The 24,922-nt window shown below is 39.5% G+C and carries 20 protein-coding genes; 9 read left to right on the forward strand and 11 right to left on the reverse strand.

The window, feature by feature from the left end:
- Nucleotides 1-24: 24 nt before the first annotated feature.
- From EHQ62_RS02200 to EHQ62_RS02210, 3 genes are all read right to left on the reverse strand, one after another.
- A complete protein-coding gene (locus EHQ62_RS02200) occupies nucleotides 25-306 on the reverse strand; it encodes a cysteine-rich CWC family protein (protein ID WP_135640607.1) in 282 nt (93 codons plus the stop codon).
- A gap of 310 nt (nucleotides 307-616) precedes the next feature.
- A complete protein-coding gene (gene eutC / locus EHQ62_RS02205) occupies nucleotides 617-1,393 on the reverse strand; it encodes an ethanolamine ammonia-lyase subunit EutC (RefSeq protein WP_135640608.1) in 777 nt (258 codons plus the stop codon).
- A 5-nt stretch (nucleotides 1,394-1,398) separates the two neighbouring features.
- Nucleotides 1,399-2,784, reverse strand: a complete 1,386-nt coding sequence (locus EHQ62_RS02210) for an ethanolamine ammonia-lyase subunit EutB (RefSeq protein ID WP_135640609.1) — start codon at nucleotides 2,782-2,784, stop codon at nucleotides 1,399-1,401.
- 96 nt (nucleotides 2,785-2,880) lie between these two features.
- On the opposite strand from EHQ62_RS02210, the gene EHQ62_RS02215 reads away from it, so the two are divergent.
- The 3 genes from EHQ62_RS02215 (at nucleotide 2,881) to EHQ62_RS02225 (ending at nucleotide 7,633) form a co-directional block, all read left to right on the forward strand.
- Nucleotides 2,881-4,380, forward strand: coding sequence for a cryptochrome/photolyase family protein (locus tag EHQ62_RS02215; RefSeq protein WP_135640610.1), 1,500 nt, complete (start codon nucleotides 2,881-2,883; stop codon nucleotides 4,378-4,380).
- Nucleotides 4,381-5,029: 649 nt separating this feature from the next.
- The gene (gene katG, locus EHQ62_RS02220) at nucleotides 5,030-7,255 is read left to right on the forward strand and encodes a catalase/peroxidase HPI (protein WP_135640611.1); all 2,226 of its coding nucleotides are present in this window, start codon (nucleotides 5,030-5,032) and stop codon (nucleotides 7,253-7,255) included.
- A gap of 33 nt (nucleotides 7,256-7,288) precedes the next feature.
- Nucleotides 7,289-7,633 carry a high-potential iron-sulfur protein gene (locus tag EHQ62_RS02225; protein ID WP_341866958.1) on the forward strand — a complete coding sequence of 115 codons (345 nt, stop codon included), beginning with the start codon at nucleotides 7,289-7,291 and terminating at the stop codon, nucleotides 7,631-7,633.
- 37 nt (nucleotides 7,634-7,670) lie between these two features.
- Here the strand turns inward: EHQ62_RS02225 and EHQ62_RS02230 are convergent, their stop codons facing one another.
- Nucleotides 7,671-8,189 carry a hypothetical protein gene (locus EHQ62_RS02230; RefSeq protein ID WP_135640613.1) on the reverse strand — a complete coding sequence of 173 codons (519 nt, stop codon included), beginning with the start codon at nucleotides 8,187-8,189 and terminating at the stop codon, nucleotides 7,671-7,673.
- Between the two features lie 141 nt (nucleotides 8,190-8,330).
- Here EHQ62_RS02230 and EHQ62_RS02235 point away from each other — a divergent pair, with 141 nt between their 5' ends.
- Nucleotides 8,331-8,627 carry a hypothetical protein gene (locus EHQ62_RS02235; protein WP_135640614.1) on the forward strand — a complete coding sequence of 99 codons (297 nt, stop codon included), beginning with the start codon at nucleotides 8,331-8,333 and terminating at the stop codon, nucleotides 8,625-8,627.
- 11 nt (nucleotides 8,628-8,638) lie between these two features.
- Here EHQ62_RS02235 and EHQ62_RS02240 read toward each other — a convergent pair whose 3' ends face one another.
- Together EHQ62_RS02240 and EHQ62_RS02245 are read right to left on the reverse strand one after the other, a co-directional pair.
- Entirely contained in the window at nucleotides 8,639-10,072 is a 1,434-nt protein-coding gene (locus tag EHQ62_RS02240; RefSeq protein WP_135640656.1) for a RecQ family ATP-dependent DNA helicase, read from the reverse strand.
- 208 nt (nucleotides 10,073-10,280) lie between these two features.
- Nucleotides 10,281-10,670, reverse strand: a complete 390-nt coding sequence (locus EHQ62_RS02245; protein WP_135640615.1) for a winged helix-turn-helix transcriptional regulator — start codon at nucleotides 10,668-10,670, stop codon at nucleotides 10,281-10,283.
- Nucleotides 10,671-10,814: 144 nt separating this feature from the next.
- Between EHQ62_RS02245 and EHQ62_RS02250 the strand changes: the two genes are divergently transcribed.
- Together EHQ62_RS02250 and EHQ62_RS02255 are read left to right on the forward strand one after the other, a co-directional pair.
- Nucleotides 10,815-11,438, forward strand: a complete 624-nt coding sequence (locus EHQ62_RS02250) for an NADPH-dependent F420 reductase (RefSeq protein ID WP_135640616.1) — start codon at nucleotides 10,815-10,817, stop codon at nucleotides 11,436-11,438.
- 337 nt (nucleotides 11,439-11,775) lie between these two features.
- Nucleotides 11,776-12,732 carry a hypothetical protein gene (locus tag EHQ62_RS02255; protein ID WP_135640617.1) on the forward strand — a complete coding sequence of 319 codons (957 nt, stop codon included), beginning with the start codon at nucleotides 11,776-11,778 and terminating at the stop codon, nucleotides 12,730-12,732.
- 226 nt (nucleotides 12,733-12,958) lie between these two features.
- On the opposite strand, the gene EHQ62_RS02260 is transcribed toward EHQ62_RS02255, so the two are convergent.
- From EHQ62_RS02260 to modA, 3 genes are read right to left on the reverse strand one after another with little or no spacing between them, the layout of a single operon-like run.
- Entirely contained in the window at nucleotides 12,959-13,795 is an 837-nt protein-coding gene (locus tag EHQ62_RS02260) for an ATP-binding cassette domain-containing protein (RefSeq protein ID WP_244241595.1), read from the reverse strand.
- A gap of 54 nt (nucleotides 13,796-13,849) precedes the next feature.
- Entirely contained in the window at nucleotides 13,850-14,533 is a 684-nt protein-coding gene (modB, locus tag EHQ62_RS02265; RefSeq protein ID WP_135640619.1) for a molybdate ABC transporter permease subunit, read from the reverse strand.
- The gene (gene modA / locus EHQ62_RS02270) at nucleotides 14,530-15,405 is read right to left on the reverse strand and encodes a molybdate ABC transporter substrate-binding protein (protein ID WP_135640620.1); all 876 of its coding nucleotides are present in this window, start codon (nucleotides 15,403-15,405) and stop codon (nucleotides 14,530-14,532) included. Before modA ends, modB begins: the two co-directional genes overlap by 4 nt.
- A gap of 186 nt (nucleotides 15,406-15,591) precedes the next feature.
- Here modA and EHQ62_RS02275 point away from each other — a divergent pair, with 186 nt between their 5' ends.
- Nucleotides 15,592-16,434 (forward strand): CPBP family intramembrane glutamic endopeptidase, encoded by an 843-nt coding sequence (locus EHQ62_RS02275; protein WP_135640621.1) that lies wholly within the window; start codon nucleotides 15,592-15,594, stop codon nucleotides 16,432-16,434.
- A gap of 21 nt (nucleotides 16,435-16,455) precedes the next feature.
- Here the strand turns inward: EHQ62_RS02275 and EHQ62_RS02280 are convergent, their stop codons facing one another.
- Nucleotides 16,456-17,211, reverse strand: a complete 756-nt coding sequence (locus EHQ62_RS02280; RefSeq protein WP_244241596.1) for a hypothetical protein — start codon at nucleotides 17,209-17,211, stop codon at nucleotides 16,456-16,458.
- A 118-nt stretch (nucleotides 17,212-17,329) separates the two neighbouring features.
- Nucleotides 17,330-19,609 carry a ligand-binding sensor domain-containing protein gene (locus EHQ62_RS02285; RefSeq protein WP_135640622.1) on the reverse strand — a complete coding sequence of 760 codons (2,280 nt, stop codon included), beginning with the start codon at nucleotides 19,607-19,609 and terminating at the stop codon, nucleotides 17,330-17,332.
- Nucleotides 19,610-19,919: 310 nt separating this feature from the next.
- Between EHQ62_RS02285 and EHQ62_RS02290 the strand changes: the two genes are divergently transcribed.
- Together EHQ62_RS02290 and EHQ62_RS02295 are read left to right on the forward strand one after the other, a co-directional pair.
- Nucleotides 19,920-23,591, forward strand: a complete 3,672-nt coding sequence (locus EHQ62_RS02290) for a fibronectin type III domain-containing protein (protein WP_167482823.1) — start codon at nucleotides 19,920-19,922, stop codon at nucleotides 23,589-23,591.
- A gap of 147 nt (nucleotides 23,592-23,738) precedes the next feature.
- On the forward strand, nucleotides 23,739-24,878 hold the full coding sequence (locus EHQ62_RS02295) for a helix-turn-helix domain-containing protein (protein ID WP_135640624.1): 1,140 nt from the start codon (nucleotides 23,739-23,741) through the stop codon (nucleotides 24,876-24,878).
- The last annotated feature ends 44 nt before the right edge of the window (nucleotides 24,879-24,922 follow it).

The following is a 24,922-nucleotide window of genomic DNA, read 5'->3' on the forward strand; positions in this document are numbered from 1 at the left end:
ATTTGAACAAAGTCTCGTATTTGTCTATAGTTCCCAAGGTAACTCTAAAAGTCTACGCGTCATTCTATATTCAAATGCCAAAGCTTCCATACACTGAAAACACAGACAGTCATTGTATTGGCTCGCTAAATATTCAGACTCAGACCTTGTTAATTCTACTTTTGTACATTGGCAAAGTTGGATGGAACCAACTTTACATTCAAAGATTCGCAAACAGTTAGGACAAATTTTCTCCTCGTGTTTCCGATTCGAATTTTCATTTTTCTTAAGATTTTTGTTTAGGTTTGAATTTAATTTCTTTTCCATGATGTGACTCCTTCCTTGTTTGAATCACATTATGATGAAAGGTGATCCGGCTAAATGTCCGGGACCCTTTCTATGAAAGAACGAATGATCGTGTACGGGCGAATCATTTGTGGGAAGATCCGACTTTTTCAAACCAAAGTTTAGGAGTGAAATTTACGGTTGCACCGTCAGTTGAGGAATTGCACCTCATTCCTCCCGGAATGGTATTCAGAAAACTAGATGCCTATCATTTGTCAATTCAGTGTTTTTAAAATCGATAAGATTTTATTCGAACAGAACTTTTGCTCTCAAATCCTTTCTTTAACTTGCTTCAGTTTTCAGGGATCAGTTTTTCCTGTGATGGAGAAAGGGATTCGTTTGGCATTTGGTCCTTTAAGAGGACACCAGATTTTTTCTCGGCCAAAACTTCGTGGATGAGATAGATTGTTTTTTTCACTGCAAGTGGAATGGGAAGCCCCTTTGGCCTTACATTGGAAATACAATTTCTACTTTCATCGGTATTGCCTATTTTCGGTTTATATGTTAAATAAATTCCTAAGCTGTCAGAAGCCGAAAGACCTGGTCTTTCGCCGATGATGACAAGACAAATTTTTGCATGTAACTTTTCTGCAATTTCATCACCCAGGGCAACCCTACCCCATTTTGCAATGACTAATGGAGAAAGAGTCAATTTTGTTTTTTGAATCTCTGAAAACAAAAGTTCTAAATAAGAAATTAAGTTTTCATCGATCGCTTTGGCCGACAACCCATCTATACAAACAATGCTTAGATCAAATCCCTCATCTTTTGGTATCAAATCAAGTTCTGATCCATCTAAAAGACGTCGTCCTAAATCAGGCCTCAATAAATATTCTTGTTTCGAAGTAATTTTACTTTTAACGAAAATGTTTTTGATTCCATATTTTGTTGAAAGTTGATTCATACTTTCATGGATCAATTCCCAATTCGGTTCAAGCAGAACAGCATCCTTTGCTCTGGCATGGTCCAATCGAAACTTTAACATTTCTTTGGTGGAAATTGAACCTCCAGACCGATTCAAACCAATCCTTGCTTGTGTGAATTGTTTCCATTTTTCCAAACTTGGCATAATCTTTAAATCCTCATTCCATCTTCAAACAAAGATACCATTTGATTTTCAATTGGTAAAAATTTTTTACCTTTTGAAAATATTCCGAAGTCAAGTAACCATTGTTCAAACTCGGGTGTTGGTCTTAAACCCAAAACTTGCCGTAGATATAATGCATCATGAAACGAAGTACTTTGGTATGACAACATCACATCATCGGCTCCTGGAATTCCCATAATAAAATTGCATCCTGCTACACCAAGCAACGTGAGTAAGGTGTCCATATCATCTTGGTCTGCATCCGCATGATTTGTGTAACAAATATCAACTCCCATAGGTAATCCCATTAACTTACCGCAAAAATGGTCTTCTAGTCCAGCACGAATGATTTGTTTTCCATTGTATAAATATTCGGGTCCTATGAACCCAACCACTGTATTCACAAGCAAAGGAGAAAATTTTCGGGCGACTGCATACGCTCGTACCTCCAATGTTTGTTGGTCAACGCCATGATGAGCACCTGCAGACAAAGCACTGCCTTGTCCAGTTTCGAAGTACATTACATTTTGACCGATACTTCCTCTTTTTAAAGATAACGCCATATCTTGCGCTTCAGAGAGCAAATTTAAATTAATTCCAAAACTTTTATTTAATGCTTCCGTACCTCCAATGGATTGAAACACCAAATCCAAAGGTGCACCTTTTTTCATAACATCCATTGAAGTAGTAACATGTGTTAATATGCATGATTGTGTTGGTATTTTATAAGTTTGGATGATTTGATCCAACATTTCCAAAAGGGAGACACACGTAGGAACATGATCTGTAGCAGGGTTGATTCCGATCACGGCATCACCACTCCCAAGAAGTAATCCATCCAAGATACTTGCAGCAATCCCTTTTGGATCATCCATTGGATGGTTCGGCTGTAATCGCGCTGACAGTCGTCCAGGTAAACCTATAGTATTTCTAAATTTTGATACAACACGGATTTTTTGACTCACCAGAATTAAATCTTGGTTGGACATGATTTTGGAAACAGCAGCCACCATTTCAGGTGTGAGTGCCGTATGGATGGACTCTAAGAGGATTCCATCCGTTTGTTCAGATAATAAAAAATCTCGAAAGCCACCAACAGTTAAATGTGAAATGGATTTAAATTTTTCTTTGTCATGAGAGTCTAATATGAGTTTTGTCACCTCATCTATGTTTGCCGGTATTAGCTCGGTATTTAAAAATTCGGCAAGGTAAGTATCAGCAAGTACCATTTGGGCAGCAATACGTTCTTCTTGGCTTCTTGCAGCAATTCCTGCCAACATATCACCGGATCGCAGAGGTGTTGCTTTCGCCAATACATCCCTTAGGTCTTTGAACTGATAAGTACTTTTGCCGAGTATGATCTGAAAACTCATAGAGGCACTATAACTTAATTTTTTTCATTCGAATACTACTTTTCCTCATAATATTGGCAAGGCAGTTAGGGAAATTTTTGTCTAAAAAATAAACAAATGAAAAAAGCTCTCCTCATTCTTGGGAACCAACTCTTTGACCTTACAACAAAGATACCGAAAGAAAAACGATCAGAATACGTGGTTTTTATGCGAGAAGAGAATGAACTTTGTACCTACTTCCAATTCCACAAACAAAAAATCCTATTTTTCTTTTTAGCCATGCGAGCATTTGCAAAAGAATTAAGCACTCTGGGATTTACCGTACATTATGAAAGGTTTGGAGATAGTACCAACTCATATGAAATACAGTTTCTAAGTTTTTTAAAATCAGCTTCGATCTCTGAGGTCCATTTTTTTGAAATCGAAGACCGATTTTTTGAAACGAGAATAAAAGATCTATTGGCAAAAAACCAATACTCATGGTTTGAACATAAGTCCCCAATGTTTCTAACGAAAAGGTCTGAATTCCAAGCCTACCTGAAGTCGGTTCGAAAACCATTTATGAAAACATTTTACGAATCACAACGTAAAAAACTGAACATACTGTTGGATGCAGGTGGGCAACCTACTGGAGGAAAATGGAGTTTTGATGCAGATAACAGAAAGAAGTTACCAAAATCATATGCAGCGCCAGAACTTCCGAAAATTAAATTCACGAAAGAAGAACTAGAAGTTTTTGCAATTGTAGACAATCAGTTTCCGAACCACCCAGGGAATACAGATCATTTTTGGCTGCCAACAACAAGGAAGGGAGCCAAACAATGGTTAGATCAATTTTTAAAAGATCGATTAAACCAATTTGGTCCTTATGAAGATGCTTTTTCATTGGAATTCCCTTTTTTGCAACATTCCGTTCTCACTCCATTTTTAAATTCAGGACTTCTTACTCCAAAAGAAGTCATTGATTCCACAATAGATTTTGCAAATAAAAATAAAATCCCGATAGCTTCTTTAGAAGGATTCATTCGCCAAATCATTGGTTGGCGAGAATTCATACGGGGAATTTATCAAAACTTCGACAAAGAACAAACAAACACCAATTATTTTTCTCACAAGAGACTCATCAACAAACATTGGTACGATGGAACAACTGGCATCCCACCACTTGACCACGTAATTCGTAAATGCCAAAAATTTGGTTATGCCCATCATATCGAAAGATTGATGGTTGTTGGATCTCTTATGTTACTTTTAGAAATTTCACCCAAAGAAGCCTATCGGTGGTTTATGGAAATGTTCATTGATTCTTCGGATTGGGTAATGGGGCCCAACGTATATGGGATGGCAATTTACAGTGACGGCGGAATTTTTGCTACGAAACCTTATTTTTGCGGATCCAACTATTACCAAAAAATGGGAACATTTCCCAAAGGGGAATGGGAACATGCAGTGGACGGCTTGTATTGGTCATTTATCGAAACACACAAAGAACTTTTTTCTAGAAACCCTCGGACATCTGTCCTTGTTGGAAATTTAAACCGAATGCAAAAGGAAAAAAAAGAAAACTTATTCCAAATTGCGCGCGCATGGAAGGAGAAGTTGACAACCACAGGATAACTCATTTGCGTCTTTCATTCGCACAGGAACAACTTCTTTGGGGTGTAAACTGATCTCTGATGTAAATTTATTTTCGATATAAACTTGCCTTCGATTCAAACTTCGCTTCGGCGTAAACTTGCTTTCGGTGTAATCTTTGCTTTGTTGTAAATTCCTCTGCCTGCATTCCCATTCTCTAGAAATTGCCTATGGCAGGACGAATTCCTTTCCCAAGTGGAAATTTCCATCGAATGCATTGTTCGATTCAATCGAAATTGATGCTCCCGGCAAATTTACCCAAAGTGTAAATTTCCCTTCCAACTATGTTTCCATTACATACAAATGAGTCTCCCAAATGCGAACACCCCTACGGGAATCTTACGTAATTATTCGATCTAAGTCATTTTCCACGTCAGGTAAAGTTCTACTCAAAGTATCATCCCATCCCGTGAAAATCTCTCCCCAAAGTACCTTTGATCACTAAGTAATCATCCCTTACCCGACCTACCCATTGGAGAATTGAATTCAGAAAAATTTTCCTATCCTGTTGACAATTGCTCCAAGGAAGTTCATGTCCGACTAAAATTTAGATTGAATCTAAAAATTTTACTTGCTTTTTTAATTTGGATTAAATCTAAATTTATACCAAATCTAGAAAGAGAAGGTCAGTATGAGAAATAGAACCCGTTTCACAATCGCCCTCCTTGTATTGGTGTTAGGCCCTGTTGGAGCCGCAGATACAAAGGAAACCACTGGGATGGACCGGCAAAACGTACCCAACCAATTTTGGTGGCCAGAACGTTTGGACTTGGCTCCCCTCCGCCAACATTCGTCCGAATCAAACCCAATGGGACGCCAATTCAACTATGCAAAAGGATTTAAGGAATTGGACATCCAAACCCTAAAACAAGAAATCAAAACGGTCATGACAACATCGCAAGATTGGTGGCCAGCTGATTACGGTCATTACGGTCCCTTTTTCATCCGTATGGCATGGCATAGTGCGGGAACCTATCGGATCTTCGATGGAAGGGGTGGTGCCGGTGGTGGCCAACAACGTTTTGAGCCATTGAATAGCTGGCCTGACAACGCGAACCTCGACAAAGCGCGTCGATTGCTCTGGCCTATCAAAAAGAAATACGGTAAAAAAATATCTTGGGCTGATCTCATGGTGTTAACAGGTAATGTTGCTCTTGAATCCATGGGATTTAAAACTTACGGGTTTGCAGGTGGTAGGACCGATGATTGGGAAGCAGACTTAGTGTATTGGGGACCTGAAAAAAAATTCTTAGAAGATGAAAGATACAAGGGAAACCGAGAACTAAAAAATCCACTCGCTGCCGTGCAAATGGGACTCATTTATGTAAACCCAGAAGGTCCAAATGGAAACCCAGACCCACTAGCAGCTGCTAAAGATATTCGTGAAACATTTGGCCGCATGGCAATGAATGACGAAGAAACGGTGGCCCTCATCGCAGGTGGGCATACCTTCGGAAAAGCACATGGTAAGGCGGACCCATCCAAACATGTTGGAAAAGAACCAGCAGCTGCAGGTATCGAAGAACAAGGGTTTGGCTGGAAAAATAATTATAAAAAAGGGAATGCAGAGGACACGATCACAAGTGGATTGGAAGGTGCTTGGACTGCGAACCCAACAAAGTGGACAACACAATACTTGAATAATTTGTTCGGCTTCGAGTGGGTGCAAACAAAAAGCCCTGCAGGTGCCATCCAATGGATTCCAAAAGATGGAGCCGGTGCGAATATGGTTCCTGACGCACATGACAAATCGTTACGCCATGCTCCAATCATGTTCACAACCGACTTGGCGTTAAAGTTTGATCCAAGTTATAAGGTGATTGCAAAACGATTCCAAGAAAATCCAAAAGAGTTCGAACTTGCTTTCGCGAAAGCATGGTTTAAGTTAACCCACCGAGACATGGGTCCTCTCACTCGCTACATTGGGAAAGACCTTCCAAAAGAACCATTGATTTGGCAAGACCCTGTTCCTGCCGTAACACACAAGTTAGTGACCGCAAAAGAAGTGGAAGCTCTCAAAGGGAAAATTCTTAAATCTGGACTTACCATCCCACAATTAGTGAAAACGGCTTGGGCATCGGCTGCCAGTTTCCGTAGCACAGATATGAGAGGTGGTGCCAATGGAGCACGCATCAGACTCGCTCCACAGAAAAATTGGCCAGTCAATGATCCTGAAGAGCTGACAAAAGTTCTCAAAAAATTAGAACAAATCCAAGAGGAATTTAACAAATCAGGAAGTAAGATCTCCCTTGCTGACCTCATCGTCCTCGCAGGAAATGCAGCCGTTGAAGAAGCAGCAAAAAAATCGGGAGTAAAGGTAACGGTTCCTTTCACACCTGGAAGGACAGACGCTACCATCGAACAAACTGACGAGTATTCCTTTTCCGTATTGGAACCGAAAGCGGATGCTTTCCGTAATTATTACGGACCAGGAAACTACATGTCACCTACGGAAATGTTAGTCGACCGAGCCAATATGTTGTCACTTTCCATTCCGGAAATGACTGTGTTGCTCGGAGGAATGCGTACACTCGATGCAAATTCAGGAAAGTCAAAACATGGAATCCTCACAACAAAACCAGGTGTGTTATCCAATGACTTTTTCGTGAACCTTTTAGATATGTCGACAAAATGGCAAAAATCTACACAGGCAGAAGGAATTTACGAAGGTGTAGACCGCAAAACGGGAACCAAACGATGGTCAGCAACTTCTGTTGATTTGATTTTTGGATCTCATTCTGAACTTCGAGCAGTAGCTGAAGTATATGCGGCTGATGATGCAAAAGAAAAGTTTGTGAAAGACTTCGTTTCTGCATGGAACAAAGTGATGATGTTGGATCGTTTTGACGTAAAATAAAAAATGAAACAATACAATCGCAAAGAATTTCTTATGAAATCGATTGTTCTTTCTACAACACTCTCCCTTGTTATGGGGGAGAGTGTCCTTTTCGGAAAAGAAAAGAAAAAAGAAAACCAATCTTTTCCTTTACCTGAAGGTTTAACGCAAGTAGCGGAGAACGATCCCACAGCCCAAGCATTGGGTTTCCACCACAATGCGAATGACACTGATTATACGTTATTCCCGGATAGAAAACTTCCGAATGCAAAAAACCAAATTTGCCAACACTGTTCCCAGTTTACAAAATTAAACGAGGGTTGGGGGAAATGTAACATCCTGACGGCAGGAGTTGTGTCCAACCTAGGTTGGTGTTCTGCTTGGTCAAAAAAATCCTGAAACTTCGCTCCAATCCTTGTCCTTCATAGGATAGGGATCAGGGATTGGATGTACTTTCTTTCCACTCACATTTGGTAAGGTCCACTCTCTCAAATACCCAAGGTTTGTGTGCATGTTTTGCATTTTTATCTTCGATTAGGTCAAAGGAAAGAGCAGTGGATGAAAAACTTGTGAAAACCAAATGAAAATCCTGGTCTTTCATTTTGGTTCGTTTTGGACAAAGGTCCACACCTTCTGCTTTTAAAAATGGATAATTGGTTCCAATGTCATCGCGAAATACCATCCCTTCTTTTAAGACACAGACTCGTTTCCAATCTTTTGTATGGAGTTTTAACTTTGTTTCTGTTTCACTCACACAGATTTGATCGAGAACCACTACACCCAAAAACTCAGAAGAAAGATTGCAACACTGCGGGTTCATTGTCCAATTCCTTTCCCGAACTTCCTCTTTTTCTAATTTTTGCGTTTCTGCTATTTGGGTTGGCGGTGACGAACAATTGGAAAACAAAACCAAATGGAATAAAAAAAGGAATCCGATAAAACGAATGATCTGCATGGAATTACCTTGTTTGGGTGTATTTGGTCAAAATCATGCATAGGAGAACTAAAAAATTCTATCATTTTTTTCGATTTTTTCCCTAGACCAATCCAATTTGTCCGAGGCCCTCGGTAGTATGGAATGCAGAAGAGGTCAATTATGGATTACGTAGAATCACTTTTAGAAGAATACTTTGAAACATCCAAATTTGCAGAAATGGAATCATATCCGCAAAACAAGGAATTATTGGAAAGTTTACTTTCTATCGAAGAAGAAATCTGTTGGGAATTTAATGTGCCTCCTACTTTGAAATTTCGTGATTTATTTCGTATGATTCCTATGGGAATCTCCAAAGAAGAATATGTCCAAACTTCGATCCAAAATTTATCGAGAGAAAAGACCAGGTATTATTACCAACCGAACAAAACAGTCTTCGAAACCTTTAAGGCCGCCTAATGCGCGTCTGGTTAAATTTCAAGACAAAGGTCACAGTTGCCACAAGAAACAAAAGGTGAATCAAAGTATTGGTGGATAAACTTCCTACGACAATCATTTGTTTTGGTATACTGAAGCATTTGGTAAAGGCGTTTTCCACCTTCTTTCTTTTTCAATTCTAACTCTTGTTTGGAAAACAATGAATCGACCCATTCTTTTTCCAATTGGATGGTTCCCCTTTCCAAGTCACCTGAGATGAGTCCTACACTCGAAAGAAGATTGATGGCAGTTTGCACCCTGTGGTCAGATTTATTTTTGAAAGTCATATGGGATTGGATGGAATCATAGTCAAGAGTTGACAATTGGTTTTGTTTTTGCGAGATGAGTTGGTATAGTTTTTTTAAGTATGCAACCTCTGGATTTTGCCAATCGATAAAATCCATCTGTATGGCCAAATCATCTTCTGAATAATAAAGTTTGCAATAAGAGGGTTCCCCATCCCTTCCCGCTCTTCCAATTTCTTGGTAATATGCCTCAATACTCCCTGGGATTTGCATATGAAATACATTTCTAACATTGGCTTTATCGACTCCCATTCCAAATGCATTGGTAGAAAGTAAAATGACGTTCTTTGCCTTTAAAAAAAGAGACAATGTGTTCCTGCGATCTTGGTTTGACTTTTTGCCATGGTAGACCAAATGTTTGATTTGTTTGGTATCTAACCAATTGCTAAAAGATTCCAAGTTTTGGATCAAACTAAAGTAAACAATGGAAACTCCACGTTTTGTTTTTAATTCCTCGAGTAACCGTTTGTATTTCGACTCTTCATCATAAAACTGTTCAACGGTTAAATGTAAATTGGGCCGAAAGAGTCCATCGTCAAAAATTTGGACCTCGTTTGATTCAAATCCCATTTGGGAGATGATATCGGACTGCACTCGTAAAGAAGCAGTTGCTGTTAATGCAATTGTACTTGGAAATTTTAACAGCTCCCGAAACCAACGAATCTTTTTATAATCGGGCCGAAAGTCATGCCCCCATTGGCTGATACAATGCGCTTCGTCGATCGCAAGTAAGGAAATTGGAACCGAATCCAATGCTTCGATGAATTCCTTTTTTTGGAAACGTTCTGGCGAAACATATACTAGTTTGAACCGATTTTCTTTTAGACCTTGGTAACGTTCTAATCTCTCTGAACGACTCAAACTAGAATTGATATACGTTGCCTGGATTCCTTTCCTGCAGAGAGAATCAACTTGGTCTTTCATTAAGGCAATGAGAGGAGATATGACAATACAAGTTCCTTCTAAAATGAGGGCCGGAATTTGGTAACAAATCGATTTTCCCATGCCAGTCGGCATCAGAACAAGGCAATGTCCACCATTTAACACATGATTGATGATCTTTTCCTGATTGCCTCGAAAACTTTTGATACCAAAGTTTGTTAAAATTGATCCATCAACCATCATTCGCCACTCTCAAAGAGAGTGGGCAAAAAGTAAGTTGTTTTTTATTGGATGAGTTGGCCAGAATTTTGGTTTAAAACGGCAAATCCAGTACGCAGTCGACCATTGATTTTTTGGAAACCTCCTGAAATGAAAACTTTGTCTTGGAAAAACCAATACTCAACTTGGCTAAACTTTTAATGAATGGTGCAATGAGGAGCAGGTTGATTCATTTCTTTTTTTTTGATTTTGATTTTGGGAAGGATTCCAAATCTTCGGTATACGCTCCCGATGTTTTCATAAAGGTGATTCCAAGCTCACGTAACGAAACTATGATGGGGATTGTCTTTTTACCTAAATCCGTTAAAGAATACTCCGTATGAGGTGGCACAACAGCAAACACCTTTCGATTTACAAGTCCATTTTCTTCTAACTCACGGAGTGATTGTGCCAACATCTTATCCGAAATATGACTCAATGTTTTTTTGATTTCGCTATACCGAAGTGTTTTTTCGCGAAGTCGCCAAAGGATGGGCATTTTCCAAGCACCACCGATCCAATCCAAAACAAATTCAACTGGATTGTAGTACAATTTCCCTTTGTATTTAAATTCTGGCATATTCCCTCTCTGCTTACTTATCAGTAAGTATATTACCATTGACGGTGGTATCAATCAATTTTACTGAAATCCTAAATTTTTGGAATTGCAAAAATGATTTCCATTGATCACACAAAAAGATAACGATCAGAAAGGTGGAAAATTATGAAAATTGCAATCATTGGTACAGGAAATGTTGGGGGAGCTTTGGCGAAAGGTTGGTCAAAAAAAGGTCATGAAATACTGCTAGGTGTTCGAGACCCAAACCAATTCAAAGGAAAAGAATTATTACAATTACCCTCTGTTACAGCCCATCCGATCGCAGAGGCAACAAAACTTGCGGACGTGGTTGTCCTTTCAACACCAGCAAAAGAAGTCATCCAAGTCACAAAGTCTCTTGGTGATACAACAGGGAAGGTCATCATCGACACCATGAACTCCATACAAAGATCTCCAGAACAAACGGAACGATCCACAACCGAGATCATCTTAAACCATACGAATACAAAAGATGTAGTGAAGTGTTTTAATACAACAGGTGCCAATCACTTAACCAACCCCGTGTTTGGCGACCAAGTTCTCGATTTATTTGTAGCTGGCGATTCTACCCGAGGAAAAACGATCGCCAAACATTTGGCACTCGATTTAGGTTTTGCAGAATGTTATGATGTCGGCGGCAATGACCGCTTTTCTCTAATGGAAGAGTTTGCCTTGTTTTGGATCAACCTCGCCATGTTTCAAAAACAAGGAAGAGACATTGGATTCAAATTATTAAAACGAAATCACTAATCCCAACCACCGCAATTTGGGCGTTCCCAATTTGGTCTAACACGAAAAACTTACCGAATCTGGGTCGGGCCAGTCCGGGGTTCGCTTACGCTCCCGTCCCAAGGGACCAGGCCCTCCCTGTCCCTAACGCAGGCTAATGTAAGAGCTTTGTTGAAAAAATGATTTCTTTTGAAAACTGATCTTTTTTGGAGTTTTTCTGTCACTAGATCCTTCAATTTGCTAAGCATTAGAACATTCTGTTCTTATTTGAACATAGTTTATTTTTTGTTTGGTGCATTCAAATGTTTGCATTTTTTAATTTACTACTAATTTGAGATCATGTAACATAGAATATACTATGAAACAATTCCTTACATTCGTTTTGATAATCTGTTCATTCGGCTGTAAAAAAAAGGATTCCAACGACGCCGAACTACTTTTACTAGCTCTGTATCTAACGGCTCCGAAAGATATCATCTTGGAATGGGGATACCCGGGTTCTACAAATACATTACAAAATTCAGATTTGGTAGGGAAAACATCTGGGATCACAGTCACGGTTGGAGGCCAATCTGCAACTGGTGTGGCAGAAGTCTCTTCTGATACGATCCAATTTGTCATGCCAACCATTCCCAATGTAAACGAAAATACTGCCGTCGAATTTTTAATCAAAAAAAACGGAGAAACTGTTTTCTCAAATTTTGTTCGTTATCGACCACTTGTCAGTTGGACGATCAACGAACCTGTCTCCACTTCTCGATTCATCGATGGACGGGATAATAAAAATTTTTTCCAAATTACGGCAACTACTGCCTCCCACGTATTCAATACATTTGGTCATACATTTTCGGATTTAGATATCTCTTATTTCACAAGTTTGAATGGAACCCCAATTCCCTTCGCCGAAAAAAGGAGAGACGGAGCAGAGTTTAATAAAGTTTCACTCAATGCCGGCACAGTATATGTGATGGTCAGACATAACAGCGGTTGGAATGCAACTTACCACTTGCACATTGCAAACGCAGGAGTTGTCCCTACTAGTTCCGCAAAATTAACATATGATGGATATCCATACAATCTATGTTATGATACTATGGGAACAGGTCCTACAACAGCGAATGATTGTGTCGCAATTATGGCTGTTCACAGCCCTACAAGGAGCGGACGTTGCACCTATCCTGGAGACCAGGGCCTCACTACGCGAAATTATTATTCTGGTTTGGGTGGCTTCACAACTGCCTACTCTCAGGACACATGCCTAAACCCAGGTGGTGGATCACAAAACGAAGCGGAATCAATCTTTTTGGCTAACTAATTGAATCAGTCTTAATTTCCTTTTTTTAGTTTTGTTTTCACCTACGTATCACTTAAAACAAGGGAGTCATAAGACGATCTTTGCCAATTGATTTCATAACAAGAGACCCACCAAAAAACTAAAAAAGTGATTTCTTGTCTTGCCTCAAAGACACTCGAAACTTAGTTCGGAATGGTATACCCAGTCGATCGCAAAAGGAAAGCATAGGAAATAAGTTGTATGCAAACTAATTTGGATTTTTATTTCGATCCATTGGCACAAACTTACCATAAATGATTTTCCCTACTTTGTTTTGTTTCGTTTTGGATTGAGTTTGATCCATCAATCGGCTGTCTATATTGACCAATTGATGGGGGATCCAAATGGAAACTTTTTTGTTAGGTAAACCATTAGACAAAACTTCTCCCCTTAATTCCCCCTTAGCTTTTGTGGAAAAAATCTGGATTGGATTTCCAAAACGAATGACTTGTCCATGTTCCAAAACAAATACGTGTTTTGCGATTTGAACCAATTCAGGAATTTCATGACTTATGAAAAGTACAGTCATAGCCCATTTTTTTTGTAGTTCTTTTACAAAAAAAAGAAGTTTCTCACGAAGCCTTCCATCCAATGAAGAAAAAGGTTCATCTAACAAGAGTAAATTTGGTTTTTGTAAAAGACTGCGAACTAGTGAAACTCTTTGTTTTTGCCCAGAGGAAAGTGTGGTGATTGGTTTGTATAAAATGGAATCGATCTCAGCCTCGGAAACTAAGCTTTGGAACAATGGTTCATCTTTTTTCCCATTCGGAATCGAAAACACTAAGTTTTCCATCACACTCATATTGGGAAACAAGGTATGATCGGGAAACATGACCGAGAGGGAACGTTTTGCGATGGGTAAATTTATTTTTTTTTCTGAATCAAACCATACCTCGCCAGAAACAATGATTTTCCCTCGGTCCGGAAGGAGGAGTCCTGCGAGCATTTTGAAAAGAGAAGTTTTTCCAACACCTGATCCTCCAAAAAATGCACTCGTTTCTTGCAATGGAATTTTACATTGAAAGGAAAGTTTGATCGGAGGCATTCCTTTTGATGGAAAAGTTTTTTCTATTTGTAGATCGATCATAACAAGAGGAAATTAAGAGGACCTATCAAGGGAAAACAACAATCCATTCCGCTTCCAAAGGAATAAAAGGAATAAGGAAAAAAAACTGATACAAAGTAAAATAAAAGAATAGAGATGGGCATTCGCATAATTCATTGCTTCTACCTCTTCAAAAATGGCAATGGAAGCCACCTTTGTTTTGCCTGGAATGCTCCCACCAATGAGTAAAACCACACCGAACTCACCAATCGTGTGGGTAAAACAGAGGACCATCCCTGTAAAAATTGAGAATTTACAGTTTGGTAAAATGATCCGTGTGAGAATCGTCCACTTTGATTTACCTAGAGCCATTCCTGTTTCAATCATGGCCTTTGGAACCGATAAAAATCCAACCTGAATTGATTGTAACATAAACGGAAGATTGAATACAATGGAACCAATAAGGATTCCCGAAAAACGAAAGGCCAAGCGGATCTGAAATATTCCTTCTAACCATTCACCAAATAAATATTTTGGACTGAATAGTATGAGTAGATAAAATCCAATCACAGTTGGTGGTAAGACCAAGGGTAAATTCAAAACTGTTTCCAAAAGAGTTCGAAACCGAAACTTTGCATACGTGAGACCATAAGCAATCGGAATGGTGAGGAAAACTAAAATCAAGGTGGTCAAAACAGCCAATTGAAGGGTCAACCAAATGGGTACGGTATCAATCAAATGGATTTTCCTCTTTTCGTTCCCTTAAGTTTTCTTTCCAAAGTCCGATTTGGAATTTCATATCCATACTTCTTTAGTATCGGATCCAATCCTTTGGAACCAATCAACTGATAGATTTGTTGGAGGACCAATTTTTTTTCGTTTGTGATCGGTCCTTGTGATTTGAGAAGGATTTTTCCTTGTCTTATGGATGGCACCATTTTGCGATCCAATGGTTTCCAGTCGTTCCACTCCACTTCGTTCGCTTTCACAGAAGAATAAGAAGTAAACCCGATGTCAGCAGCAGAAGTGATTACAAATTGATTCACTTGGGTCACACTTTCTCCATACACCATTTTTCCTTCGATGGATTTCCATACTCTAAGCTCTTTCAAAAATTCTAACGTAACTTTACCATAAGGAGCTGTCCTTGGATTGGCCATGGCGATGGTTTTGGTTTCTGTAGATGTAAGAATTTCTTCTATGTTACGATACCCACCCAAACTTTTATTTGAAACCAATACTAAAATGCCTTCCGCATACACTTCGGGAGGAGAATCAGAAAACCCTTCTTCATACAAAGAGTTTGGAAAATCTAAATCTGCTGACAAAAATAAATCCACTGGAGCACCATTTCGTATTTGGTTTGTTAAATGACCAGAAGAACCATACAAAGAGATAATTTTCCAATGCGGGAATCTTTTTTGGAACAAAACTTTTATCTCTTCGAATGGTTTTTTGAAATTGGCCGCCACAGCAATTGTGATTTCCTTTCCTGAATCCTGTTCTTCGCTACCAATGGTCAACCCTTGTGCGCGCTGTGGTGAGAGGGAAAAAAATAAGCTTAGAAACGCTACGTTCCAAAGAATTGTTATGACGGGGAATTGTTTCATCAATTTAAGGATCTGTCAGATCAGAAATCCCAACGAATGTCTAGTCTTACAAAACTGAACTCCATTCATAGAGATTTTCGGGAAGAGACGAACAGAAACCTTTCTTTTTTTTAGCTGAATTCGTTTGGAGATGAAAACAATGCTATACGAAAATCCATTCGTCCCGACAGATAACGTTTGGTTCCTATGACTCTATCCAAAAAATTTTCCATTTTTTTTGCCATCATAATCAGCGTTAGTTTTGCGATTAGCATTGCACTCTTCTATCTTCAAAACTACCTCCATTCACAAAATCCAAATGTAGAATTAAAACCGTTCACATTTACTAAAATCCTTTCGAGAACTGCGACCATCATTCTCTTTTTTTCTCTGATTTGGTTTCGTAAAAAAATTGATAAAAAATCAATCAGCTCCCTTGGCCTGGAACAATTTGCAAAAAAACGAAATGAATTATTGATAGGATTTTTCGTTGGCATCATCTCTTTATCACTCGTTGTCACTACAAAAGTTATTTTTGGAGTCTCCACTTGGGCACCAAAAGAATTCACAAACAATGATTGGTTTTTTAGCATTTATTTTTTGTTAGTTGTGTTTGTCATAGGATTTGTGGAAGAACTTTTTTTTAGAGGTTACCTTTTACAATCCTTTGTGACTGAATGGGGTGAAAAAAAAGCCGCAATCATCACCAGTTTATTCTTTTCACTCACTCATTTTATCCGCCCCATCACTGACATATTGGTGTTATTACCTGAAATGATTGGTTTATTTTTTGTGGGTTATGCTTTGTCCTACGCATGGATCTATACGAGGTCTCTTTACTTACCAATTGGGATCCACGCAGGTTGGGTTTATGTAGTCAAAATGCAAAAAATGTTTGTAGACCCTGTTCCTCACGACTTACACTGGTTTTTCGGTGGTGATAGACTGGTGACAGGGGCTGTGGCTTGGATGTTTATGTTTATGTTTTTATATGGACTAAAACGAGTTTTTGAAGAATCCCCTATTGGATCAAAATCTATACATCTTTGATATAGATCTGATTCATTTTTTTTAAGTTTTGTTCTCTTGGATTTTTGCTTGGAATAATAAAAATCCTAAAGTAGCGATCACACCAGCAAAAAAGATAAAAATTTCTGGGCCAAATGGATGTAGTTTTTCGCCACTACCAACAAACAGCAGATAAATGATAGGAGCAACGTATTGGTTTGTGAAAAGGACTCCAAAAGTCACTTGGTTTGACCATCCACCCTTTAAGAATTTCCAAAGGAAAAGGTTTGGATTCCCAAGAATTGTGGATAAAAATAGTAAAAACATAAAAAACATTTCCAAAATCGATACACCAACTCTTGGATCGATCGACATACTCAAATAGGTTGGGTTTTGAAATAAATGTCCAAGTAAACTTAGCCCTCCAGGAACAAGCGCTAAGTGGATCAAAATATCATCTAAAATCCAAAATCGATTGGGAGTCCGTCTCAAATACAAAAGGATTTCATAAAAACTAAAAAAGATAAGCCCAATGGATGTAAAAATGGATGTCATCACAAGATTTGATTTGGGGTTGATGTGCACCGCAGGAGCAGATAATAACATCAGAATCGAAGAAATATTCCCACCACCGACGATCATAAGGAAAGCCAAATTGGCTGTGAATGGCCAAAGATGAAAATGTTTGGTGGCAATTCGCAAACTCACGATCACCCAAAGGGAAATTGCGGTAAATAAAGAAAGAACTGGGCCATCTGTTTGGTACAGGATGGGTACACTAAAAATCCAAGAGACAATTACGATTGAGGATCCTAGCAAAATGATCCAATCCAGAATTTCCGACCATCTGAGAAACTGTTTATCCAACATGATACCCTACCCAAAGGGTATGATAGGAAAGGTTATTTTATTTTTTGCAATCGAATTCCGAACCAAATCAAAAAAGAGAATTTGGAAAAATTTCAAATCCCCCTCTCACCCTACGATTCAATTGCGAAAACTCTCCAAATAAAATGACTTCATCCGTCGATTGTGCAAACCCATTCACTGCTCCATTCCTTGGAAGATCAAAACCTCTTACCGTTTTACTTTCTAAATCCAAAACAGCAAATTGGTTCCGAGTATTTCCTGACACAGTCGTAAAACTTCCACGAACAAATGTTTTCCCGTTTTCCAAGATTAGCAACTGACTGACGGAACCATTAAAGGCAAAACTTGTGATCACTGAACTTGGAGAACTTAAGTCATAACTCGCAAAGTAAGGTCCGAAACTCGTAAAATTTCCACCAAAATACAATTGGTGATTCCAAATTGCTTGCGTATTGACTGCGTTATCTGGTAGATTTGAATAAAACATTCCAGATGATTGTCCATCCGATGCCCTGATGCGATGGATGTTATTGGATGCCACTCCACCGATCGAAGCAAATCCACCACCTACATAAAGAAATCCATCTTTTTCCAAAATGGAACTTACCGATCCACTGGTAACCGTTGCACTCCAACTTAAATCAAGATCTCCTGTCGTTTTATCAAACGCTGCCATATTGTATCTTGCAACACCTTGTGCATTATCAAACGAACCACCTATAAAAACCTTGGATTCGCCAACGTACAAATCTTCAACATAAGGGTTCGTTGTGAGGTCAAATCGGTCACTCGTCAAACTCAAATCATTTTGGTTGAGAGAGACGACCCCTTGCGTTTTGGGTTCATCATTATACGAGCTAAACGATCCCACTATATATATCTTAGACCCAAAGGCTTTCATTTTCGAAACAGCCAAATCAACTTTCGGGTTCCAATCCGTCACCTTTCCCGTCAATCGACTAATTTCTGCTAACTTTTGTCGTTTTACCACATTGGCGGATGTAAAATAACCTGGTACAACCAAACGATTGTCAGTAGTCAAACAAACTTTGTTCGTATCAACACTCCCTTCGTGGCTAAAATTTGGATTAAAGTCTGTAAGAGTATATGAATTTAGATCAATTGCGGCTGCATAATTCCTTTCGAGACCAGAGACAGAAGTGAACTTTCCAAAAAAGATCAGTTGGTTATTGACGATGATGGATGAGTCAATTTCATTATTGGCATTTAGATTGGAAAACCCACTAATGATCGCACCATTGGTATTGTTTAAAACAGCAAGGTTTCCCGTGGTCACTCCGTTTACTTGCGTAAAACCTCCACCAATGATGATTTTATCTTGGTGGAATTTTACAGTATAAGCATTGCCTGGGGATAAGGTGACATTCCATCCAACGGGGACACCACCACCCGATTGTTCAAATGCATAGAGTTGCGGTGTTGATACATCTCCTACTGCCAAAACAACATCGGTTCCAGTTGTGAGCCTTCCAAATGCGAGGTCTCGGATGGCATCATTCACAACAGTGGAAGCTGACCATAAGTTGTCCAAGGCACCAGTACTTAAAGAAAATCTTGCAAGGGAATTTTTTGTAAATCCATTGATCGTCGTGTAACGGCCTCCCACATAAAGATGGTTTCCCGATTTACGTAAAACAAAAACCGATTGGCTGCCACCTGTGATACTTGGATTCCAATTGGAATCAAGAGTCCCAGATTGTGCATCCATGCGAGCGATCCCTGTCCTTGCCACACCATCCAAATTCGTAAAGTTACCACCGATATAGAGATAACCTCCATCCAACTCCATTGCTTCAATATAATGAGATACAACACTGGGTGACGGTGCATTAAAGTTGGGATCAAGTTTGCAATTGGGAAGGATGTGTGCGATTTTATTTTTGATTTCTCCTCGAATGCTTTCAAAGGAACCACCGATATAAAACCCTCCGGCACCATCGGAAATAGAAACATTTGCATTCCCAATCACTTCCAAATAAGGACAGGATGTTTTATCGTGTACGAGGCCCGTTTCCAATCCTAAGACCGCTACACTACCAACGTTTGGTCCGACATATTGAAAATCACCACCAAGTAAAACTCGATTTGCTTCCACTAATGCAGTATAAATGGTAAAACTTGGACCATGGACTCCCCAAAGGTCATTGTCTTTGGCAAACCCAGGCCAACAAGAAGGTGAATTGTCCTTTATGAGAAAACGAAATAAAACCGCACGAACATAAGACTCAGAACTTGGATCACAACTATTGGAGAGTTTGGTTGGTGCACAAAATGATAATAGGAATGCACAGATCAGCAATTGGAAAAAACGAAATTTGATTTTCATAGGAAGGATACAATCTGAGTTTGAGAAGAGAAAATCTTATGTAAATCAATATTTGTAACGAAAATGCAAGAGAATTTTGATTCTCAGGTGATTCGAATTTTTATACCATTTAGTAGATCCAAATGAGTTTGAAATTTATTGACATCCTCTTTCCGAAACGTCCAAAACGCCTCAAGTAAAAAAAGAACAACTAAAACAACTGGGCTTACTCAGTGTCGGTTCTTTTGTAGGGAGTAAAGAAGTAGGTCCGGAAGGGGTTGTCTTTACCTCTTCAGATGGTTTACTGAGAATTATGATTCCGACAGGAGCCATGGATGAGACCCGTGAATTCACCATCACAAAATACACACCTAGTTCGCAGGCGTTTCCTTCGGGTTACATTCCAACATCTCCTGTTTACGAAATCACACCTTCCTATCGTTTCAAAAAAGATGTATCTGTATCTATAGTTGTGAACACAAGCCAAATCCAATCGTTAAATTTAGTTCCAAATAAAACAGTTGGTTTCTCTGCAAGTACCACTTCACCTGATACTAGTAGCGGAAGGTTCCCTGACTGGAGTAGCCATGATTCTTCTATTGAAATTGATAGAATTAATTTTACAACCAGGACATTTTCTTTTTTTGGCGTGGGAACACCACCTAACGGAAATTTACCTCCTGACATTCGAGGAGCTTATTATTATTTCAAACCAAATTGTTCTTATTTACCATACCGAGTTCGGGCACAAATCATAGAACCAGATGGAGATACGATGAGTGTTCGTTTGGTTATCGGTAGAGTTGGAGGAGGTTTAAACTTTATCCCGATGGCAAGAGAAGGAAGTTCACCATGGTATGTAGCTGACATTCCTTATGAAGCAATGGGAACATCTGGAATCCAAATGCAAGTGAGTGCCACCGACCAATGGGGAGCAAATACGTCACGTCCAAGCACTTCCATCTTCCAATATCCTGTTGATTCACTCGATTCCACATTCATTACCCAATATGATACCGATCAAGATAACGATGGTTATAATGATGCCTGGGAAGTAGACAATGGTTTTAATCCAAGGAATGCATCAAATCCTACAGGACTTGCCGATTCCGACGGTGATGGGATTCCTAATTCTCACGATACAACACCTAACGGCGAATCAAATCCACCCATTGATGCAATCACAATTTTTCCTTCCACTGTAACGGCAGATGTTTCGGAAAGCATCGCATTTGGAGTTTCTGCTAGTTTCATGGGCCAACAACGATTTGTGAATGCAAGTTATGTGACCACTGGGAATGGTTTGAATGGACAACCAGTCGGAGCGGTCACCGGTGGAGTGTTTACTGCCAATCGTCCAGGAGTTGCAGGTGTGGTTGCTACTGTGGGGGCCATGAATGCAACCGCTTCTGTGACCGTAAGTGATTCAGTTGGACCAAATCAAATCACCGACTTATCTGCGTCACCACGGTCTCACACTCGAATTCGTTTGCAATGGACAAGTCCAGGAAACGACGGTAATTTTGGAAGGGCATCAACTTATGAAATCAAAAGGTCCACATCCGTTATCTCCAATGATGCGTCGTGTAATGCAGCAACACCTATTAGTCACAACTTAGTTCCAAAACCAGCCGGCCTTACCGAAGTATTTGAGTTAGATGGTCTATCACCATCAACACAATATTATTTTTGTATTAGGGCTTTTGATTTGGCCGGGAACAGAAACTCTTGGGTAGGGAATGCAAGTGCAATTACCTATTCAGTTCCTGATCTCATTCCTCCCGCTTCTGTTTCGAGTGCAACGGCAACAGCGATTGATGGAAGTACAATCCAATTAAACTGGACTTCTGTTGGTGGAGATGGAATGAGTGGTTCCGTATCATCATACGAAATACGTCGTTCTACTTCAACAATTGGATCTGATTTGGAATGTGATGGAGCGGTTTTAATACCCAATGCAATTGGGGTGACAGCATCTGGATCTCCATTAAGTTTTCAGGTTTCAAACTTAGCACCCAATACAGTTTATCATTTTTGTATCAGAGGTTATGACCCATCTGGCAACCGGGGAATCTGGTCAGGACTACTTTCTGCCACCACACCTTATGTCAATACGCCACCCATTGCCAATGCTGGTTATGATTTCCAATTGGAACCAGGAGATACTGCTTATTTAGATGGGAGTGCTTCTTCCAATCCAGATTCTATCCTTTGTGGAACCGGTCCAGGCAGTTACCAATACCAATGGACATTCCTGAGGAAGCCACCTACTTCGAACCTCACGAATTCTAGTCTCAACCAAAGAACAACACTTACCGCAAATTTTATTCCTGATGTCGCCGGAACCTACGAGGTTTCTTTGTCGTTTATTGATTCGCCAGGTTCCTGCGCAGGTATTGCCAGACAATCAACCGATTCTGTTGTGATCGAAGCAAGACACGCAGGATGGTTTGGATTCATTGGACCTATTGGAAATTCGTTAATCCCAAGAAGTAGTTTCGTATCTGCTGATGGTGGTTTCATTACGGTTTCCACAAGTTTTGCTGACATACCTACCTTTGGCGGTAAAACTCCAGTTGTGAGTTTTGGAAGTCATTCTAGGGCAGGCCTTGTGATGAAGTTTGATAAAAAAGGAAGAGTGGATTGGTATAGCTTTGTTCCAGGGGCAGACCCACAGAACATTGTAGTTCCTACATCAGATGGAAGTTTTATTCTTTCTTCGTCCTCCCAAACAAATGTCCCGTCCATTGGAAGTTTAAATCCAATTGCACCTTTTAATGGGAGTGAAGACACCATGGTTGTTCGCATGAATCCCAATGGAACCATTCGATGGTATACGTTTTTGGGTGGGAGTGGAAATGATAGTCCTGCTTATAGCCAGATCGCAGAAACCCAAGACTATGGTTTTCTGATTCCTATGTTTTCTCGAAGTACATCACAGATTTCTGGTGTAACTCCCATCATCTCCCATTCGGGTCAACCAGAACACAATGGCCTGATCACAAAACTTTCTTTAGATGGAAACATAGTTTGGACTACATTTGTTGGAAGTGGAAGTAATACGTTGAAAGTGTATCCAAAGTCAGATGGCTCTTTCTACTTTACCACTCATTCAGGAACAACGGGAGTAAGTCAGTTAGGAGGAGTGAGTCCAAGATTACCTTTCGCAGGGAATGTTGATACAGTCGTAGGTTCCATTTCAAACGATGGTAATTTACAATGGTGGAGCTATTATGGAGGCAGTGGTGCTGACTACTTAAATCTTTTCCCAATGGCAGATGGAAGTCTTGCTTTATATGGATATTCTCTTAGTAACATCACTTCGTTAGATGGCGTGTTACCTTGGATAGGTGCTAAGGGTGATTTTGATCCATTGGTCATAAAACTTAATTCGATCGGACAAATACAATGGTTTACGTTTTTAGGAACATCTGGAAGTGACAGAGGTTATGGGATTACTGAAACGTCAAACGGAGGGTTGATCTTAGTGGGGAATGTCCCCATGGCGATGTCCGGACTAGAGGGAAAAAATCCTTTGCGAGCTTATACTTCTGGAGAAGAAGGCTCAATTTGGAAATTGCGGCCTGATGGCCATATCGATTGGTATACCCATTTGGGTGGGAATGGATATGATTACTTAATGGATGTCAAAAGATTACCAAACGATCGTTATCTGATCACGGGAAGTTCACAAGTCAATATCCCTTCTATTGGAACTCTTTTCCCTGTTCATCCTTTCACTGGGCAATTCGATAGCACTTTCTTTATGATGACTGCTGCAGGAGAATTTTCTTGGTACACTCATTTGGGCCCTGGCGTTAGCGGTGGCCAATTTGCGACTACTCCTCCGAACTTACAAGAAAACACTGATGGAACACTATTTGGTTTGTTTTATGCAAGTCGCGGAAGGACCACTTTCATGAATCAAACTCCACTTTATATGTTCCCTGGTGGTAGTTATTCAGGAATGGTCCTTCGACTGAACCCAGATGGAAGGTTTTAGGATCATTTGGAACCAACAAAAATGTAAGAATTTCATTTCCTAACAGGCATTTGTTTCCAATCCGAAACGTTTTCTAAATTTTTCGATTGGTGTCCTCTACTAGGGTTTTAAAACCGTGGTAGAGGAAGAAAGGAGATTTCTCAATTGATGGATCTATCCATTTTCGATTTTAGCATTTTGGGTTTTGGAGGATTCTTTTGCCTTGTATGGGCAGTTGGTCTCTCCCTACTACTTCCAGGAAGTAGCAAGTTGATCGTCATTTATTTCATTGGAATGTCTGGCCTTCGTTTGGTTTGGGAAGCTTACACCCATTCAGGCCTTGTTACCCATTTCCCAAAACTTTACGCTTTTCCCGTTCCCTTTTTGTATGTAATAGGACCTTCGATTTTATTTTATTATGAAAAATTAAGCGGAAGAAATGGATTCAAAATGAATCCAGTCCATTTTATCCCAATCATCTTTGCTATGTTACCTCTCTGCTATTGGATTCCATTAGAAAGAGAAGATTCCGTTTTACTCATCCATTCAGTGACGAATGGTGATTGGAAATTTCCAAATGCAATTTTTATCTTATGGATCATTGGCCCCAAACTATCCATTTTATTTTATTCTCTATCCATTGCCATGAGGAAATCGGGGGAAGGAGTTTTGGCCCTTCAGTTATTACCGGAAAACATCAGACGTTTCTCTTTGGTCCTGCTTGTATACATTTTATCTATGATCTTTTTTGATATCATTGGGTATGTGTTTGGCATTCGAACTTTTTACCAATACAGTGCTTGGTCCCATTCTTTGGCGGCAATTTTAGTTTATCTGTATTCTCGGTACAATCCTTCTGTCATGTTAGAAATTTCGACAGCCATCCAATCGGCTCGCTACTCAAAATCAAAGTTAGTTGGCATCAATTCGAAAGAAGCGATTCAGAACCTACACCGGTTTATGACAAAAGAATCGTATTTTGCCGAAGAAGAATTACGTTTGCCAACAATGGCGCATGCCATGCAGATAAGCCCCCACCAACTCTCGGAACTCATCAATGTCCATTTTAAAATGAGTTTCAATCATTATATAAACCACCATCGCATTTTAATTGCCTGCGCCATGTTAGAAGAAAGTAAGAACAATATCCTTTCAATCAACTATTCGGTAGGTTTTAACTCAAAATCAGCTTTCAATCGCGTATTCAGAGAGTTAATCGGAACCTCTCCAAGAGAGTATCGAAAAAATCCGAAAACCTTTATCAAAGAAAAATCAAATCTCCTTCAAAAAATAGAACCCAAATTATAGATCAGGTCGATTCCTATTGGGTATCGTGTAAACTAGAATCGAAA

Source organism: Leptospira jelokensis, from assembly GCF_004769635.1.
In the GTDB taxonomy this organism is placed as follows: domain Bacteria; phylum Spirochaetota; class Leptospiria; order Leptospirales; family Leptospiraceae; genus Leptospira_A; species Leptospira_A jelokensis.

What these genes read in the sequence shown, in the direction of transcription:
- EHQ62_RS02215 (WP_135640610.1), top strand. Translation starts at nt 2,881, where the DNA reads ATGAAAAAAGCTCTCCTCATTCTTGGGAACCAACTCTTTGACCTTACA.
- eutC (WP_135640608.1), bottom strand. Translation starts at nt 1,393, where the DNA reads ATGCCAAGTTTGGAAAAATGGAAACAATTCACACAAGCAAGGATTGGT.
- EHQ62_RS02245 (WP_135640615.1), bottom strand. Translation starts at nt 10,670, where the DNA reads ATGCCAGAATTTAAATACAAAGGGAAATTGTACTACAATCCAGTTGAA.
- EHQ62_RS02200 (WP_135640607.1), bottom strand. Translation starts at nt 306, where the DNA reads ATGGAAAAGAAATTAAATTCAAACCTAAACAAAAATCTTAAGAAAAAT.
- EHQ62_RS02230 (WP_135640613.1), bottom strand. Translation starts at nt 8,189, where the DNA reads ATGCAGATCATTCGTTTTATCGGATTCCTTTTTTTATTCCATTTGGTT.
- EHQ62_RS02240 (WP_135640656.1), bottom strand. Translation starts at nt 10,072, where the DNA reads ATGGTTGATGGATCAATTTTAACAAACTTTGGTATCAAAAGTTTTCGA.
- modA (WP_135640620.1), bottom strand. Translation starts at nt 15,405, where the DNA reads ATGAAACAATTCCCCGTCATAACAATTCTTTGGAACGTAGCGTTTCTA.
- EHQ62_RS02260 (WP_244241595.1), bottom strand. Translation starts at nt 13,795, where the DNA reads ATGCCTCCGATCAAACTTTCCTTTCAATGTAAAATTCCATTGCAAGAA.
- EHQ62_RS02275 (WP_135640621.1), top strand. Translation starts at nt 15,592, where the DNA reads ATGACTCTATCCAAAAAATTTTCCATTTTTTTTGCCATCATAATCAGC.
- EHQ62_RS02235 (WP_135640614.1), top strand. Translation starts at nt 8,331, where the DNA reads ATGGATTACGTAGAATCACTTTTAGAAGAATACTTTGAAACATCCAAA.
- EHQ62_RS02290 (WP_167482823.1), top strand. Translation starts at nt 19,920, where the DNA reads ATGGATGAGACCCGTGAATTCACCATCACAAAATACACACCTAGTTCG.
- EHQ62_RS02255 (WP_135640617.1), top strand. Translation starts at nt 11,776, where the DNA reads ATGAAACAATTCCTTACATTCGTTTTGATAATCTGTTCATTCGGCTGT.
- EHQ62_RS02210 (WP_135640609.1), bottom strand. Translation starts at nt 2,784, where the DNA reads ATGAGTTTTCAGATCATACTCGGCAAAAGTACTTATCAGTTCAAAGAC.
- EHQ62_RS02295 (WP_135640624.1), top strand. Translation starts at nt 23,739, where the DNA reads ATGGATCTATCCATTTTCGATTTTAGCATTTTGGGTTTTGGAGGATTC.
- EHQ62_RS02285 (WP_135640622.1), bottom strand. Translation starts at nt 19,609, where the DNA reads ATGAAAATCAAATTTCGTTTTTTCCAATTGCTGATCTGTGCATTCCTA.
- katG (WP_135640611.1), top strand. Translation starts at nt 5,030, where the DNA reads ATGAGAAATAGAACCCGTTTCACAATCGCCCTCCTTGTATTGGTGTTA.
- EHQ62_RS02250 (WP_135640616.1), top strand. Translation starts at nt 10,815, where the DNA reads ATGAAAATTGCAATCATTGGTACAGGAAATGTTGGGGGAGCTTTGGCG.
- EHQ62_RS02225 (WP_341866958.1), top strand. Translation starts at nt 7,289, where the DNA reads ATGAAATCGATTGTTCTTTCTACAACACTCTCCCTTGTTATGGGGGAG.